General features: G+C 46.0%; 17 protein-coding genes and 1 pseudogene. 15 read left to right on the top strand and 3 right to left on the bottom strand.

The genetic code is table 11. The features are described from left to right. From phrB to CWI73_RS02380, 10 genes are all read left to right on the top strand, one after another. Positions 1–1,407 carry a deoxyribodipyrimidine photo-lyase gene (gene phrB, locus CWI73_RS02425; RefSeq protein WP_126751382.1) on the top strand — a complete coding sequence of 469 codons (1,407 nt, stop codon included), beginning with the start codon at positions 1–3 and terminating at the stop codon, positions 1,405–1,407. Further along, complete coding sequence (locus CWI73_RS02420; RefSeq protein ID WP_126751381.1) at positions 1,400–1,834, top strand: nuclear transport factor 2 family protein; 435 nt, start codon at positions 1,400–1,402, stop codon at positions 1,832–1,834. The genes phrB and CWI73_RS02420 overlap by 8 nt, the downstream gene beginning before the upstream one ends. After that, positions 1,831–2,556 carry an SDR family NAD(P)-dependent oxidoreductase gene (locus CWI73_RS02415; protein ID WP_126751380.1) on the top strand — a complete coding sequence of 242 codons (726 nt, stop codon included), beginning with the start codon at positions 1,831–1,833 and terminating at the stop codon, positions 2,554–2,556. Before CWI73_RS02420 ends, CWI73_RS02415 begins: the two co-directional genes overlap by 4 nt. Continuing rightward, a complete protein-coding gene (locus CWI73_RS02410; protein WP_126751379.1) occupies positions 2,557–3,831 on the top strand; it encodes an NAD(P)/FAD-dependent oxidoreductase in 1,275 nt (424 codons plus the stop codon). Then, positions 3,828–4,547: a DUF1365 domain-containing protein gene (locus CWI73_RS02405; RefSeq protein WP_126751378.1), complete on the top strand. Its 720-nt coding sequence runs from the start codon at positions 3,828–3,830 to the stop codon at positions 4,545–4,547. Before CWI73_RS02410 ends, CWI73_RS02405 begins: the two co-directional genes overlap by 4 nt. A gap of 21 nt (positions 4,548–4,568) precedes the next feature. Continuing rightward, the gene (locus CWI73_RS02400; RefSeq protein ID WP_126751377.1) at positions 4,569–5,804 is read left to right on the top strand and encodes an SAM-dependent methyltransferase; all 1,236 of its coding nucleotides are present in this window, start codon (positions 4,569–4,571) and stop codon (positions 5,802–5,804) included. A gap of 27 nt (positions 5,805–5,831) precedes the next feature. Then, positions 5,832–6,332 (top strand): DUF2878 domain-containing protein, encoded by a 501-nt coding sequence (locus tag CWI73_RS02395; protein ID WP_126751376.1) that lies wholly within the window; start codon positions 5,832–5,834, stop codon positions 6,330–6,332. Further along, positions 6,329–6,847 carry a chalcone isomerase family protein gene (locus tag CWI73_RS02390; protein WP_241968807.1) on the top strand — a complete coding sequence of 173 codons (519 nt, stop codon included), beginning with the start codon at positions 6,329–6,331 and terminating at the stop codon, positions 6,845–6,847. The genes CWI73_RS02395 and CWI73_RS02390 overlap by 4 nt, the downstream gene beginning before the upstream one ends. Then, a complete protein-coding gene (locus CWI73_RS02385) occupies positions 6,847–7,377 on the top strand; it encodes a DUF3833 domain-containing protein (protein WP_126751375.1) in 531 nt (176 codons plus the stop codon). The genes CWI73_RS02390 and CWI73_RS02385 overlap by 1 nt, the downstream gene beginning before the upstream one ends. A 75-nt stretch (positions 7,378–7,452) precedes the next feature. Further along, positions 7,453–7,710, top strand: coding sequence for a DUF3912 family protein (locus CWI73_RS02380; protein WP_126751374.1), 258 nt, complete (start codon positions 7,453–7,455; stop codon positions 7,708–7,710). 75 nt (positions 7,711–7,785) lie between these two features. Here the strand turns inward: CWI73_RS02380 and CWI73_RS02375 are convergent, their stop codons facing one another. Then, positions 7,786–8,217: a hypothetical protein gene (locus CWI73_RS02375; protein ID WP_126751373.1), complete on the bottom strand. Its 432-nt coding sequence runs from the start codon at positions 8,215–8,217 to the stop codon at positions 7,786–7,788. A gap of 139 nt (positions 8,218–8,356) precedes the next feature. Between CWI73_RS02375 and CWI73_RS02370 the strand changes: the two genes are divergently transcribed. The 3 genes from CWI73_RS02370 to CWI73_RS02360 are packed head-to-tail and all read left to right on the top strand — an operon-like array spanning position 8,357 to position 10,775. Beyond that, entirely contained in the window at positions 8,357–9,118 is a 762-nt protein-coding gene (locus CWI73_RS02370) for a Nif3-like dinuclear metal center hexameric protein (protein ID WP_126751372.1), read from the top strand. 11 nt (positions 9,119–9,129) lie between these two features. Beyond that, positions 9,130–9,909 carry a methyltransferase domain-containing protein gene (locus CWI73_RS02365; protein WP_126751371.1) on the top strand — a complete coding sequence of 260 codons (780 nt, stop codon included), beginning with the start codon at positions 9,130–9,132 and terminating at the stop codon, positions 9,907–9,909. Further along, entirely contained in the window at positions 9,906–10,775 is an 870-nt protein-coding gene (locus CWI73_RS02360) for an NAD(P)-dependent oxidoreductase (protein WP_126751370.1), read from the top strand. Before CWI73_RS02365 ends, CWI73_RS02360 begins: the two co-directional genes overlap by 4 nt. Before the next feature lie 172 nt (positions 10,776–10,947). On the opposite strand, the gene CWI73_RS02355 is transcribed toward CWI73_RS02360, so the two are convergent. Further along, a complete protein-coding gene (locus CWI73_RS02355) occupies positions 10,948–12,297 on the bottom strand; it encodes a DUF1329 domain-containing protein (protein WP_126751369.1) in 1,350 nt (449 codons plus the stop codon). 162 nt (positions 12,298–12,459) lie between these two features. On the opposite strand from CWI73_RS02355, the gene CWI73_RS02350 reads away from it, so the two are divergent. After that, on the top strand, positions 12,460–13,635 hold the full coding sequence (locus tag CWI73_RS02350) for a WD40/YVTN/BNR-like repeat-containing protein (RefSeq protein WP_126751368.1): 1,176 nt from the start codon (positions 12,460–12,462) through the stop codon (positions 13,633–13,635). 2 nt (positions 13,636–13,637) lie between these two features. After that, positions 13,638–15,971 (top strand): efflux RND transporter permease subunit, encoded by a 2,334-nt coding sequence (locus CWI73_RS02345; protein ID WP_126751367.1) that lies wholly within the window; start codon positions 13,638–13,640, stop codon positions 15,969–15,971. Positions 15,972–16,001: 30 nt separating this feature from the next. Here CWI73_RS02345 and CWI73_RS02340 read toward each other — a convergent pair. Beyond that, a pseudogene (locus tag CWI73_RS02340) lies at positions 16,002–16,136 on the bottom strand (GMC oxidoreductase); the annotation flags it as partial. Positions 16,137–16,171: the final 35 nt, after the last annotated feature.

The following is a 16,171-nucleotide window of genomic DNA, read 5'->3' as shown; positions in this document are numbered from 1 at the left end:
ATGAAAAAAGCAATTTGGTTTCGAAGTGACTTGCGGACGTTAGACAACGAAGCGCTTTACCTAGCCTGTCAGTCTGAAAGTGCTCCTGAAGCTATTTTTCTGGTGTGCGAGGACACTTGGCAACGTCATCATTGGGCGCCTGTAAAGCAGGACTTTTTGTGGCGCACTTTAGAGGTGTTAAATGAAAACTTGTCGGCTCTGGGTATTAAACTGCATATAAAAAACGCCGGGCGCTTCTCAAACGCTGGTGGTGCGCTTCGGGAGTTTTGCAAAGAACACAGTATCGATAAGCTGTACTTTAATGCCGAATACGCACTCGATGAGAAAAATCGTGACAGGGCGGTTACTGCGGTACTGGAGAATGACGGCGTTGAGGTAAGTCAGCATCACGGCAACCTATTAATTAAGCCCGGCATGGTTAAAAACCAGCAAGGTGAGTACTATAAAAAGTTCACGCCTTTTAATAAGCGCTGGCGAGCGGTTTTAGCCAATGAAATTGACGTAACGCCGCTTAAACCGAACTCTTTTCCGAACATTAATGCCGAACCTTTACCGAACATTTCGTTAAAAACAGAAGACTCGTCGCACTATCCAGCAGGGGAAGACGCGGCACTGAGTAAGCTCGGACAGTTTGTTGGTCACTCTTTAGAGACCTACAAGTCGGGGCGCGACAGTCCTGATCAGCGTCATACGTCTGAGCTTTCTGCCTACCTTGCGGTTGGAGCTATTTCTCCTGTCACCGCAGCAAGAGCGTTACAGCAATTCTCGCCGGAGTTTCCTTATGGCTTACCGGAAGGACCGGATACCTGGCTCACAGAGCTTGCCTGGCGGGAGTTTTATCAGCATTTAATGGACTTTGAGCCTAGACTGTCAAAAGGGGAGAGCTTCCAGAGAGAAACCGACAGTATTCAATGGCGCGACGACGAAGAAGGGTTTAAGGCCTGGTGCGAAGGGAAAACCGGCTACCCCATTGTCGATGCCGGTATGCGTCAGCTGAAAGAAACCGGCTGGATGCATAACCGCTTACGCATGATAACGGCTAACTTTTTAGTCAAAGACCTACTCATTGACTGGCGCAAAGGTGAGGCTTTTTTCATGCAACACTTAATTGACGGAAGCTTTCCGGCAAATAATGGTGGTTGGCAATGGAGTGCGTCTGTAGGCACTGACGCGGTGCCTTATTTTCGGGTGTTTAACCCGGTAAAACAGAGCGAGAAATTTGATCCGCAGGGTATCTACATTCGTAAATGGGTTAAAGAGTTGGAGAATGTGCCAGACAAGCACATTCATTGGCCACATGATTGGTTAGATAAGAGTCAACAAAACAAATATTGTCCACCTATCGTCGAGCACAAAGCCGCTCGCGAACGTTTTTTAGCAACCTTTAAGCAGGTGAAACATGGATAACAAAGAGTTGGTCGACGCATTAAAGTCTTTTTATGACGAATTAAAAACCGACAACCTTGATGATATGGACGACATGTATCACGACGAGGTGAGTTTCACAGACCCTATTCATCAGGTTGTTGGGCTAGAAGACTTAAAAGAGTACTTCAAAGGCACAATGGAGAACGTCGAATACTGCCACTTCACATTTGACGACGAGTGTGTCAGCGAAGACAAAGCTTATTTATCCTGGCAGATGCGTTACTCGCACCCGAAAATTGGTAATGGTATGGAAGTTATTTTGCCGGGCGTGTCTTATATTAGCTTTGAAGACGGCAAAATTAGAGAGCAACGCGACTACTACGACTTAGGCGCGATGCTTTATGAACACGTACCACTAGTGGGCTACGTGATAGATAAAATTAAAAGCAGGCTGGTAGGCGAATGAGTATTCTAATTACGGGTGCGTCGTCGGGTATCGGCCGTCAACTAGCATTGGACTATGCCGCAAAAAGTGAGCACGTGGTTGTGTGTGGACGCAATCAAGAGGCGCTTGAAAAGGTGCAGTCTGAGTATCCTGAGTTTATTGACACGCTGGCGTTCGATATTACCGACAAGAACGCAACCATAGAAGCGCTGGATACTGTTGATGTGTTAGACAGCGCTATTTTGTGCGCCGGTGTTTGTGAGTATTTGGATACTAACAACTTCGACGCAGATATGTTTGAGCGGGTATTCCGGGTGAATGTGTTTGGCACCATGAACTGTGTGGAGGCTGCTTTACCTAAAATGAAGGAAGGCTCGCGACTGGTTATTGTTGATAGTCTGGCAAGGCTTTTGCCGTTTACCAAGGCACAAGCTTACGGTGGCTCAAAAGCGGCTATGCATTACATAACCCGTAGCCTTGAGGTTGACTTAAAAAAACGAGGAATACGTGTTCAAAGCGTATCTCCAGGCTTTGTAAAAACCCCTATGACCGACGCAAACGATTTCGAAATGCCAATGCGGGTAACGGTCGAAGAGGCTTCAAAAGCTATTATTAACGGCATTGAGAAAAATAAAAGAGATATCGCATTTCCGAAGCTTTTCAGTGGTATGCTCAAATTTATGGGACTTCTTCCGGAAGGCATGCAGGTGAAGCTTTCCGAATATATGGCAAGGAAGCAGTAAATGAAAATAGCAGTTATAGGTAGTGGTATTGCAGGGTTAACCTGTGCCTATTATTTAAGTCGCGAACACGAAGTGAGTGTGTTCGAAAAGCGGGACCGCATTGGGGGCCATACCTGCACCAATGACGTAAAAATTAACAACACGATGTACGCTGTTGATACCGGGTTCATCGTGTTTAATGACAAAACCTATCCGCGCTTTAAGCGTTTGTTACGCGAGTTAAAAGTGGCTTGGCGGGACACTGAAATGAGCTTCAGTGTCACCGATCCTAAGTCAGGTTTAGAGTATAACGGACATAACTTAAACACCTTATTTGCCCAGCGTCGAAACTTGTTCAGCCGTAAGTTTTACCAACTTATTTCAGGCATTCTGACTTTCAATAAAGCGGCAAAAGAAGCGTATAAGCAGGACATTGAAACCCTCGACAAGGTGACTTTGGGCGACTTCTTAAAAGAGCACGATATTCCGAAAGTAGTGTCTGATTATTACCTGTTACCCATGGTGTCTGCCATTTGGTCGTCAACTTTGGCTGACGCAGAAGCCTTTCCGCTGGGTTTCTTTCTGCGCTTTTTTAATAATCATGGCTTATTAAATGTCAGTGACAGACCACAGTGGCATACGCTCATTGGTGGCTCCAAAGCTTATATCCCTATGCTGACCGAACCTTATGCCGAGCGTATTCACTTGGGCAGCGAAATAACTTCGGTAACACGAGAGCATGATCAGGTAACTCTGACCTTTGCCGATGGTAAACAGCAGTTTTTTGATGAGGTAGTTTTCGCTTGTCATAGTGACCAGGCACTACAACTGTTGGGTGATGCCACAGATGATGAAAAAAGTGTATTGGGTAACATTCCATACCAGCCTAATGAGGTCGTGTTACATACCGATGCTTCGCTATTACCTCAGAAAAAGCGCGCCTGGGCGAGTTGGAACTATTTATTGAGAACGGATGAGGGGGCTGAACAACAACCCAGCTCTGTAACCTATAACATGAACATTCTTCAGGGTATCAATTGCGAAAAAACCTTGTGTGTGACTTTGAACAACACCGCAATGATAGATCCTGACAAAATCATGAAAACAATGACCTTTGATCACCCGCAGTATTCTGTGGCGTCGATGGAAGCGCGTAGTCAACGAAACCGTATTTGCGGACAGCAAAATACACATTTTTGTGGTGCATACTGGTACAACGGCTTCCACGAAGACGGAGTGCGCAGTGCGCTTGATGTGGTTAATAGCTTGAATAAAGAGCAGGTTCCCAACCAATGAAAAGCGGTATTTATTGGGGGGACTTATACCACGCCCGATACAAGCCTAAAAAGCATGAGTTCCATTACAAATTCTTCCAGTGGGCAATAGATCTGTCGGAGCTGGAAGAGGCGCACAAGTTGAGCCGTTGGTTTTCCTGCAAAGGCTTTGCACCGCTATGGTTTCGCCGCAAAGATTATTTGAAGAAAGTACCGGGAACCTTGCAGCAGGCGGCTTTGGCAAAAATGTCCGAACTGGCCAATGAAAAACTCGAAGGTCGCGTGGTATTCGTTGGCAACATTCGTACTTTTGGATTGTTTTTTAGCCCCGTTAACCTCTATTTTCTCGAGCAGCAGAGTACATATACCTATATGCTGGCGGAAGTCAGTAATACCCCCTGGTTGCAGCGGCATTACTATTTAGTCGACTTAAGTGAAAAAGAACCGACCAGTAAAAAGGTGTTTCACGTATCGCCGTTTAATCCTATCGATATGACTTATCACTGGCGTATAAAACCGCCGACCGAAAGCTTATTTGTGCAGATAAGTGCGCATCAGGACGAAAAAGATTTTGTCGCTGGTATGAATCTATCGCGCTCACCGCTAAACCAAGAAAGCATCCACCGCGTATTAAAGAAGACGCCTGTAATGGCTTTAAAAATAATAGGCGGTATTTATTGGGAAGCGTTAAAGCTATTTATAAAGCGGGTACCGTTTTACGGTCATCCAGGAAAATAATCTTAGTAAAGGAAAAGCATTATGCCTGGTAGTGAGGTGGCATTAGAAACTCGAGTTCAGCGCGGGTTCTGGAATAATCAATTTCGCAATGTGGCATTTAAACTATTAAGCCATTTAGAAAAAGGCGAGTTGGTTATTGCCGAAAATGGACGCACGATTGAACGCTTTGGTGATAAAGACTCCGATTTAAGCGCAACAATAAACGTGTTGTCTGCGGATTTTTATCGCCGCTTAGTTACTGGTGGAAGCATTGGTGCGGCCGAGCTTTATATTGATAATAGCTGGGAAACCGATGACTTAACCTCTGTAATTCGCGTGTTTGCTCGCAACCTGCCTGCACTGGACAAACTAGAAACGCGCCTGGCTTGGCTGACGTATCCGTTCAATAAGTACCAGCATTGGTCAAACCGGAACCATAAATCGCAAGCAAAGAAGAATATTTCGGCTCACTATGACTTAGGTAACGAGCTGTACACTCGGTTTTTAGATGATGCGATGCAGTATTCCAGCGCTTTGTTTTTAACGGACAATGACTCGCTGGACACTGCTCAGAACAACAAAATGAAGCGCCTATGCGACTCTTTAGAGCTGACAAAAGACGACCACTTGCTTGAGATTGGCACGGGCTGGGGCGGTTTAGCGGTTTTTGCAGCGAAAAACTACGGCTGTAAAGTCACCACCACAACCATTTCTGAAGAACAGTTCCAGTACGCAAAAGCGCGGGTTGAGAAAGAAGGGCTGGAAGATCAGATAACACTGCTTAAGAACGACTACCGTGACTTAAAAGGGCAGTACGACAAGCTGGTTTCGGTTGAAATGATAGAAGCGGTTGGTAAGCAGTATCTACCGACCTTCTTTAAAACCTGTAACCGGCTGTTAAAGCCGCACGGCAAAATGGCGTTGCAGGCTATAACCATAGCAGATCAGCGTGAGAAAGCTTATGCGCGTTCTGTTGATTTTATTCAGAAACATATTTTCCCAGGCGGATTTTTACCGTCTTTGAGCCAGATGACTCAGTTATTTAAAAGAAACACCAACATGGTCGTCAGAGACGCTTTTGATTTTGGGTTGAGTTACGCCAAAACTTTGAATATATGGGCGCAGAAATTTAATGAAAAAGCCGAAGAGCTAGCCAAATTTGATTATGACGAACGGTTTTCAAGGCTGTGGAATTATTATTTCAGTTACTGTGAAGGTGGCTTTTTAGAAAAGCGTGTATCGGTTGTACAAGTTGTTGCGGACAAAAGCCAACTGTAAACCCGGGCGCTGAAACGGAAGGTATTTATGCACAAAATTATCAGCTTTGTTTTGTTTAACGGTATTTGGTTTAGCGCCGTAGTTGGGCGTAACGACTACCTTTGGCTGACAATTGCCTTAGTGCTGGTACAGGTCGTTTATAGCCTGCGTATTGGGAAAGTTCACTGGACTCTTGTAGCACGGTTGTTTGCTGTAGGACTGTTACTTGAGGCTATTAGTATCAGTCTGGGCGTTATTGATTTTGTTGGCGGTTATTTTCCGCTATGGCTGGCCTTGTTATGGCTGGGGTTCTCAGCAATGGCACCGGTCGCACTCGACTGGTTAGCCAAAAAAACTTGGTTGGCTTTGTTGGCTGGGGCGGTGTCAGGACCCATTACCTACATAACCGGTGTTGAATTTGGCGCAGCAGCTATTGAGTCAACCGTTATAACTGTCGTGACTTATGCCATTGTGTGGTCATTGATGATGGGTTATTTCGTTTACCTTATGACGAGCAAACCTAACGAACGTAAGGAGGTATTGCCATGAGAAAATTTATGCTAGCGGCATCGGCTTTGCTAGTGAGCGCATTGAGCACTCCTGCGTTTGCGGCAAGCTGTGAAGCGTCAGTTCCCGGAGACTTCTCTAAGGTTGGTGAAACTCGCCTGAGTGTTTTGTTTTGGGATGTTTATGATGCCACGTTGTACAGCCCTTCCGGTGAGTACGAGAAGAATGAGCGTCAGGCGCTTAAACTGAATTATTTGCGTGATATTGACGCCGATGATCTTATCGAAACCACGGAAGAAGAGTGGCAGAAATTAGAGTTAGACTCCTCAGAACACGACGAGTGGTTGACGAAATTGAAAGATTTTTGGCCGGATATTAAAGAGGGCGACTGTTTGTTGTTACTTGAAACTAAAGACGGCTATGCCGAGTTTTATCAGGGCGAAGAGCTGTTAGGTACGGTGGAAAGCCAAGAGTTTACTGACCAGTTCTTAGCCATTTGGTTGTCACCGGAAAGCCGCTTTGAAGACGAGCGCAACGAACTTGTAGGAGCAAAATAATGGTTAAATTAATAAAAACCTGTTTTCTTATCAGCGCTTTTGCCCTGTTGTCGGCTTGCTCAACCGGTATTGATACCTACAAGTCAGCCAAGCCCGTCTTGAAACTGGAAGAGTTTTTTAAAGGCGACTTAGTGGCTTATGGTATGGTTCAGGACTACAGCGGTGAAGTGATACAACGCTTCACTGTTGAAATGACCGGAACCTGGGACGGTAACGAAGGTAAACTGGATGAATACTTCACGTATGCCGATGGCCGCGAGCAGCGTCGTATTTGGTACATTACCAAAACCGGTGAAAACAGCTATGAAGGCCGTGCTGATGATGTTGAGGGCGTCGCAAAAGGTACAACCGCGGGTAACGTTCTTAACTGGGAGTATCAGTTAGAAGTGCAAATGGACGGAGAACCGCTGGTTCTAACTCTTGATGACTGGCTGTATTTAGTGGATGAGAACAATATGATCAACCGCACTAATATGTATAAGTGGGGTATTCCGGTTGGTGAAATCACGCTTTATATCGGTAAAAAATAAAGGTTAAGAAACGCTGTCATAAGCCGATAACAGACGTATAATGCACCTAAGTTAAACGTAATCTGGGAATCGGCTGTGGCAATTAATTATCCGTCATTTACTTATAATAACCCGCGTATACAGGGACAAACTGTATTCATTAAGCGTGGCCCGCATCAGGGTAAGCTGGGTATTATTGCTAAGGTACTGGGCAACGAACGTTTCCTGATATCTCAGGCGGACTTTGGCTCTGAACAGGTTATTTTCAAGCGCAGTGACTTTTTAGTGCACCGTTACCGTAAAATTAAGGTGCCTATTGACCGTGTGGCGGGTAAAAACCCCGACGTGTTATAGCAATAGCCAAGAATTAGGTATTAAAAAAGCGACATTGTAACAATGTCGCTTTTTGCGTTTCTGACCGGCAGAAAATTAAGCGGAACCGCGCGGTAAACGACAGTCGGTGCCTTTGTCTTCCAGCTTCTGCTTCCACAGCTCTTTTGCTGTTAAGCCGCCAGAGTTTGACTTTTTAACAGCCGGCTTTTTAGCGGCAGACTTTTTAGGCGCTTCTTTCTTAGCTGCTGTTTTCTTAGGCGCAGCCTTTTTAGTATCAGACTTAGTTTCGGTTTTCTTTGCTGCCGCCTTTTTAGGCGCCGCTTTTTTGTCTGATGCTTTCTCCGCTTTAGCCGGTTTACCTTTTGCTAAAGCTTTCGCTTCTTCGTCCAACTGCGCAAGACGAACGTTTTTGCCGCCGTCAACGCTGTACCAGCCATTGCTTGCTTCAATTTTTGGCTTTTTACCATGAGCTTTTTCATAAGCTTCGGTATATTCTGCCAGTACCTTTTCTTTATCCAGTTTGCTCATGCAAATTTTCCTTTATTCAAGGGTTACTTTAAAACTCTGCTTAAAAAAGCTTCACACTTCGTTTATACCGTTTTTTCGGATTATTGTCTAATTTACGTTAATATAACGTTTTTTCAGGCCTTTTAAGTGAGAAAGCGGTATGACAATTAAGCGTTCTGAACTTCACCATTATTTGAATTCGTATTTGAACAGCGGGGCGATAAAAGACTATTGCCCAAACGGGTTACAGGTAGAGGGCTCTGAGTTTATAGGCAAAGTCATTACTGGAGTGACAGCGTGTCAGGCGCTAATTGACAGAGCTGTTGATGAGCAAGCTGACGCTATTCTCGTGCATCATGGTTATTTCTGGAAGGGCGAGCCTGAGCCTATAACAGGCATGAAAAAAGCACGTATCAAACAACTGCTTAAGCACGACATTAATTTATTTGCGTATCATTTACCGCTTGATGTTCATCCTGAGGTGGGTAATAACGCCCAGCTGGCAAAGCTTATGGGCTGGCAAATGGAAGGACCAGTCGATGCGAATGATCCGGCGTGCCCTTTAGTTATGGGCTCTTTAAAAGAGTCGGTGACAGGGCAGTTGCTGGCAAATGACCTTGAACAGAAACTCCAGCGGCCATTGACCTGCTGGGTAGAGCCTATTCGGCCCATTCAGAAACTAGCCTGGTGTACCGGTGGCGGGCAAGGCTTTATCGATCGGGCGGCAGCCTTGGGTGCCGATGCGTTTATTACCGGCGAAGTATCAGAGCCAACCATTCACAGTGCCCGTGAACAAGGCATCGGCTTTTATGCGGCTGGCCACCATGCTACAGAGCGCTACGGAGCAAAAGCCCTAGGTGAGCATATTGCTAAGAAGTTTAGCCTGGACGTTCAATTTATTGACATAGACAGCCCAGCTTAGGCGGAACGTAAATGAAAAATGAAAAACGCTCGCGTGGCGACTTTAGCGGTATCAGTAAAAAGTTCTCGAAAAACATTTACGATAGTACGAAAGGTCGCTTGAGAATGGCGGTTCTTAGGGAAGACTTACAGCCGCTATTAAACAGTGAGTCTTGTCGGGTACTGGATGTTGGTGCCGGCCTGGGGCAGGCCAATGAGTGGTTTCTGGAAAAAGGCTTCGAGGTTTTGCACACCGACATTTCAGAAGAGATGGTTGAAGCCGCTCGGTTGCGTCACAAAGAGCTGGGGTTAGCCGATAACTGTCGCTACCAAACGGCCGATTTAGCGACGTTAGCAAGTAATGAAGGCCAGTTCCCAATAGTGCTCTGCCATGCGGTTTTGGAATGGATGCCAGATGCTGAAACAGCATTAACCCAGTTAAAGACGTTATTAGCACCGGGCGGTACACTCTCGCTTATGTTCTATAACCGCAATGCAAAGCTGTTTGCTAATGCCATTTACGGCAATTTTGATTACATAGAACGAGGGTTAAAGGTTAAGAAAACAGTACGGTTAAGCCCGCAGAATCCGTTAGTGCCGGACGATGTTCAGAATATATTGAATGAGCTTGGACTCGAGGTTATTCAAAAAACTGGTGTTCGCTGTTTTCATGACTATCTGAGAAACCTGGAGCATCAGCAGCGCTTTGATGAACTGCTGGCGATTGAACTGAAATATAATCAGCAGCCGCCTTATCGCGATTTAGGGCGCTACCAGCATTGGTTGATTAAGAAACCGGAGAACGAACAATGACAATACAGTGCGCATTTATTGGTTTAGGTGTTATGGGCTATCCAATGGCCGGACACTTACAAACGAAAGGCTTTGATACCTGCGTGTATAACCGTACTGAAAGTAAAGCAAAAGCCTGGGTTGAAGAGTATCAGGGGCGCTATGGTGCAACACCGGCACAAGCGGTGCAAAATGCGGATATTGTTTTAGTCTGTGTGGGTAACGATGATGATGTGCGTAGCGTGTTTTATGGCGACGACGGCATTTTAAGTGGTTTAAAAAGTGGAGCCATTGTGGTTGATCACACCACGGCGTCAGCAGAACTGGCCAGAGAACTTAACGAAGCTGTGAAAAAGCAAGGTGGTCAGTTCCTTGATGCGCCCGTATCGGGTGGGCAGGCAGGCGCAGAGAATGGTGTTCTGACAGCCATGATCGGCGGCGAACAATCTGCTTTTGATGCAGTTAGCGACGCGTTAGCGTGTTATACGAAAACGAGGGAGCTGATGGGCGAAGCAGGAGCCGGGCAGTTGGCCAAAATGGTGAACCAAATTTGTATTACCGGCGTGGTACAAGGGCTATCTGAAGGTCTGCAGTTTGCACGCAAGGTTGGGCTAGACCCCGATAAACTTATTGCTGCTATTAGCCAGGGCGCCGCTGGCTCCTGGCAAATGGAAAACCGTTATAAAACCATGTGGAATAACGAATATGAGCATGGATTTGCGGTAGACTGGATGCGCAAAGACTTGAAAATTGCTTTGAACGAAGCCGACAGACAAGGTCTTTCTATGCCACTAACAGCCTTAGTTGACCAGTTCTACGCCGATGTTCAGAAAATGGGGGGCAACCGCTGGGACACTTCAAGCCTGTTGGCTCGCCTGGAAAAGTAATCTAACCGCAGCAGCCTGATGCTATTGCATCAGGTGAGATGTTGAAGGTTAGAACCTGACGTAACAAAGTCAGGCTACAGAGGATAATGGTAAGAAGTCAAAAAGAGCACCTGACAAGAAAAAAGGAGACTCATGTGAGTCTCCTTTTTAGTGGTTTATCACCAGTATCGGCTTATCTAAAGCCTTTACGGCGCAGGGCGTTAGTAGTGAACTCGTCACGGCTCACCTCAATATCCCACTCCATGTATGGGCTTTCTTCGTTACCCAAACCAAGAGAGATATAACGACCAGAGTCTAAGTCGTACAGTGCTTCTGCAGCCATCCATGGAACGTCCTGATTGTAGAACTGAGTATTCAGTGCCTCACCAACACGCCATAGCTCACCACGACCGTCATAATGGTCGATGATAGAAGCTGTCCAGCTGTCTTCGTCAATGTACATGGTACGTTTTGAGTAAATGTGACGTTCACCTTCTTTCAGGCTACCTTCCACAACCCAAACGCGGTGTTTTTCATAACGGATAAGATCCTGGTTCATGTGACCTGCCTGGATAATGTCTTCATACTCCAACTCAGGATCCATGATTTTAAAGTTGTTATAAGGGATATAAATTTCTTTTTTGCCCTTAAGCTCCCAGTTGTACTTGTCTGGGGCACCGTTATACATATCCAGGTTATCTGAAGTACGCAGACCATCTGCCGCTGTACCCGGACCGTCATAAGCGACGTTAGGTGCACGACGGACACGACGCTGACCGGCGTTGTAAATCCATGCACGGCGACCTTCTTTTACCTGGTTAATGGTTTCATGAACCAACAATACAGTGCCGGTTAAGCGTGAAGGCGCTTCAACTTCCTGCATGAAGTAAAAAAGAATATTGTCATCGGCTTCCTGACGACCTGTTTCCAGATACTCAGGGAAAGCCAAAGTCTCTTTTAATTCTACAGTTACGTAGTCCCCGTTTGACAGTACCGGGAATTGGGCAATGTTACGAGCCACAGCGCCACCACGGTATCGGGTAATGTGGTTCCAAAGGACTTCCAGACCGTTTTGCGGAATAGGAAATGGAATGGTGGTATCGAAATTCTCTAAGCCGTTACCACCGGCAACCATTTCTGCGTTTTCTGCGTTTGACTTAATTTTTGGCCACAGCTCATCCGGGTAGGTTGCTGTGCGATGAGTTGGGTAAACATGCATTTTATAGTCCGAGTATTTCTCGAACATAGCCACTTGGCCTGGCGTTAAGTTATCTTTGTATTCGTCCAGGTTGTCGTGAGTAATAGTGAATAATGGTTTTTCATCGGCGAAAGGGTCGTTACCGCGAACAACTTCAACGGAGTGATCAGAGTAACCACCGTCCCACGCAGGGATAGAACCATCGGCATTTGCCGCTTTTTCAGCACCAATAGGTGTTAAGTCTTGACCAAGCCGTGCGGCTTCTTCAGGTGATACTTTAGCCGCAACGCTCGCGGATATCACCGACATGGCGAATACGCCAGCTTTTAGCATCAGTTTATTCATTATGATTTTCCTTGTTGTTCTACTTTCCAACATCACTTTGCCAGAGGACTGACCTCTCAGGCAATACTTTAACGAAAAAAAGCACGAATTTAACGAAAAAAGGTTTTCAAATAATATTGAGCTTATACAATCCTATGACATTTTGAGTACCCAGGAGGTTCCATGCGTTCGTCTTTTGCCCAATTCGGGCTGTTGTTGGGTGCGTTGTTTAGCACCGCAGTATATGCCCAGGATGGCAATACAACAACAAACACTGATTACGAGGTTATCAGTGCACCGGCACTGTCGTCTGATGAAATACAAAGTGAAGTTCTCATTGAAATCGCATCAAATGGTCAACAATTGGTTGCTGTTGGCGCACACGGTAATGTGATTCGCCAGGATGAGAGCGGTAGCTGGATACAGGCCGATGTAGATAGCAGCGTATTAATAACCAGTGTTGACTTTGCGAGCGCAGAAAAAGGCTGGGCGACCGGGCATCACGGCGTTATTTTAACGACTGAAGACGGTGGTCAGACTTGGACACGTCAACTCGACGGTTTTCAGTTAATGGCGCTGGAGAAAGCGTTTTACCAGAAAAAAGTAGCTACTCTTCAAGATCGTCTGGAAACTGAAGAAGATGATGAGGTTATCAGCGAACTTGAATGGCAGCTTGAAGAAATGCAATTCCAAATCAGCAATATTGAAGTTGCTGAAGAAGAAGGCCCAAGCAAACCGTTTTTGGATATTTTAGCGGTAGACGAGCAAACAGCTTTCGCAATAGGAGCTTATGGCACCTTCTTAAAAACCTCTGACGGTGGTGCTAACTGGCAGGTTATTTCTGACAAGCTGGAAAACCCGGGCGGTTATCATTTAAATGCGATTATTGCTCGCAACAGTGACTTCTTCATTGTTGGAGAGGCGGGCTTGCTGTTTAGTAGCGAAAATAGCGGAGAGGACTGGACGCGCTTAGAGTCACCGTATCGCGGCTCCTTGTTTGGAGCGCACTTAGATAATGCCAACAAATTATGGGTGTATGGCTTGCGTGGTAACGTTTATGTGTCGGAAGACAAAGGACAGTCATTTGAGCAAATAGAAACCGGTACTAGCGTGAACTTATCGGCTGGTGTAGCAACAGACTCAGGAGAACAACTGATAGTTGGCCACTCAGGAACAATTTTAAAAGTGGATGCAGCTCTTAACGTTGAATCGTTAAGACATCCCAGCGGCTCGGTAATGACAGATATTGTTGTGGTCAATGACGGCGAATGGCTCATGACAGGACGCAGTGGTCTATTACACTGGCCCGCTAAAGTCACCGAGGAAGAAGCGTTGGCATCTCAACAAGGAGCGCAGTAACAATGGATAATCCAATATCAAAAAAGCCGGCGGGAATTATTGAGAAGTTACTTTTTGGTTTTCGGGCGCCCTGGCTGGTCATATTTTTACTGATCACTGTTTTTCTGGGGTACAACGCCGCTCAGGTGCGCCCGGACGCAAGCCTGACCAAGATGATTCCAACGCATCATCCATTTATTCAAAACTACTTTGAGTATCAGGATGACTTAGCCAGTTTGGGCAACGTGGTCCGTATTGCTGTTGAGCACAAAAATGGCGATATTTTTGACGCTGACTTTCAAAAGAAGCTTCAGGAAATAACTGATGAAGTCTTCTTTATTCCTGGTGTTAACCGTTCAGGGCTGAGAAGTCTGTGGACGCCCAATGTTCGCTGGATGGAAGTAACAGAAGAAGGCTTTGTGGGCGGTCCGGTTATTCCGGATGGCTATGACGGCAGTGAAGAATCGTTAGAGCAACTGCGGACAAACGTTCTGCGATCTGGCGAGGTAGGGAACTTAGTTGCTAATAACTTTGAGTCGACCATCATCTACGTGCCACTCGACGAAGTTCATCCGGAAACAGGCGAGAAGCTGGATTATCAGGAGTTTTCTGAAAAGTTGGAAACCCTGGTTCGCGACAAGTACCAAAGTGAAGACATTGCTATTCACATTACCGGCTTTGCTAAGTTAATTGGCGACCTTATCGAGGGCGCTGAGCAGGTCGGTTTGTTTTTCTTGCTGGCTATCGCTATTACGTTAGCCATGCTGTATGCCTACAGCCGTTGCTGGCGTAGTACCTTTACGGTGCTTGGCTGCTCTATTATCGCGGTACTTTGGCAATTGGGTATTATCAAACTTATTGGTAGCGGTATTAACCCGTACTCCATGTTGGTGCCGTTCCTAGTCTTTGCGATAGGGGTTTCGCACGGCGTTCAGGTTATCAATGCCATTAGCCATAATAGAGTTGCAGGTTTTGACAAGCTTGAGTCAGCTAAACTGGCGTTCCGCGGTTTGTACGTGGCGGGCTTAACGGCGCTTGCCAGTGATGCTATTGGCTTTACCACGCTAATGGTCATTGATATCGAAGTCATTAAAGAGCTGGCCATTGCCGCCAGTATTGGTGTGGCTGTTGTGGTTCTGACCAACCTTGGCTTGTTACCTATCCTTATGTCATACCTGGGCACCTCAAAAAATGGTGTTGAGTATGAGAAACGCATTGAAGGCGAGCGTCATCCAATATTTGAGCTGTTTTCCAAATTTACCCAACCCAAGTGGGCGTATTCCGCAGTAGCGGTTGCGTTGGCGATGTTGGCCTGGGGCTTAATAAACAGCCAGAACATGGAAATTGGTGACCTGGACAAAGGGGCTCCGGAATTGCGTCCTGATAGTCGTTACAACCAGGACAACGCCTTTATTGTCGACAACTACAGCTCAAGTACTGATATTTTTGTTGTTATGGCAGCTTCTGCCCCAGAGCAATGCATTGCTTACGACAACTTAGAGCTAATGGAGCGCTTCAGCTGGCACATGGAGAACACCCCAGGTGTGCAAGACGTTAAATCAGTCGTCTATGTATCAAAAATGGGCATGTTCGGTATTAATGAGGGGAGCCTGAAGTGGTTCAGCCTGAACCGCAACAAGTATGTTATTAACGCCTCATTAAGCCGCATTCCAGATGGTTTAATTAATAACGACTGCTCAATGGCACCAATCATCATTTACTTGGATGATCACAAAGCCAAAACGCTGCAAACGGTCGTAGACTCTGTGGAAAGCTTTAATGGTCGCTATCAACAGGAGGGTCTTGATCTGCTAATGGCTGCCGGTAATTCCGGTATTGAAGCGGCGACGAACTCCGTTATTGAAAAAGCCCAGAATAAAATGCTGTTGTGGGTTTATGGCGTTGTTATTGTGCTGTGCTTCATTAGTTTCCGTAGCTTAAGAGCAGTCGCTTGTATTATTTTACCGCTTGCCTTTACGACCGTAATGAGCCAAGGCTTAATGGCGGTGCTTGGGATTGGTATTAAAGTGGCTACCTTACCGGTTATTGCCCTGGGGGTCGGTATTGGTGTTGACTACGGTATTTATATTTACAGTAAAGTGAAAGAAGGCTTACAGCAGGGTATGTCGCTGCAGGATACGTACAAGTATTCCCTGGACAATACGGGTAAAGCGGTTGGCTTCACTGGTCTTACGCTGGCCATAGGTGTCGCAACCTGGATATTCTCGCCAATTAAGTTCCAGGCGGATATGGGCATACTGCTGACCTTCATGTTCCTCTGGAATATGTTGGGCGCGCTTATTCTTATTCCGGCACTGGCACGTTTATTACGGGTTGGCAGTAAGAACGAGAAGTAACTGCTGTTAACCGATAAATGCTGGTAAAAACTAGGCGTCGGCTTTTATTAAGTCGGCGCCTTTTTCTGCAATAGCGATAGTGGGTGCGTTGGTGTTACCGCTAATAAGGGTAGGCATAATTGAGGCATCTATCACACGCAAATTCTCAAGCCCCCATACTTTCAGTAAGCCTATTGGCAAGCGTACAGCCGGCAGAGCCG

Origin of the sequence: Idiomarina piscisalsi, assembly GCF_003987095.1 — a bacterium.
GTDB lineage: Bacteria > Pseudomonadota > Gammaproteobacteria > Enterobacterales > Alteromonadaceae > Idiomarina > Idiomarina piscisalsi.
Note: the sequence above shows the minus strand (reverse complement) of the source record. Positions and strands in the feature narration are given on the sequence as shown.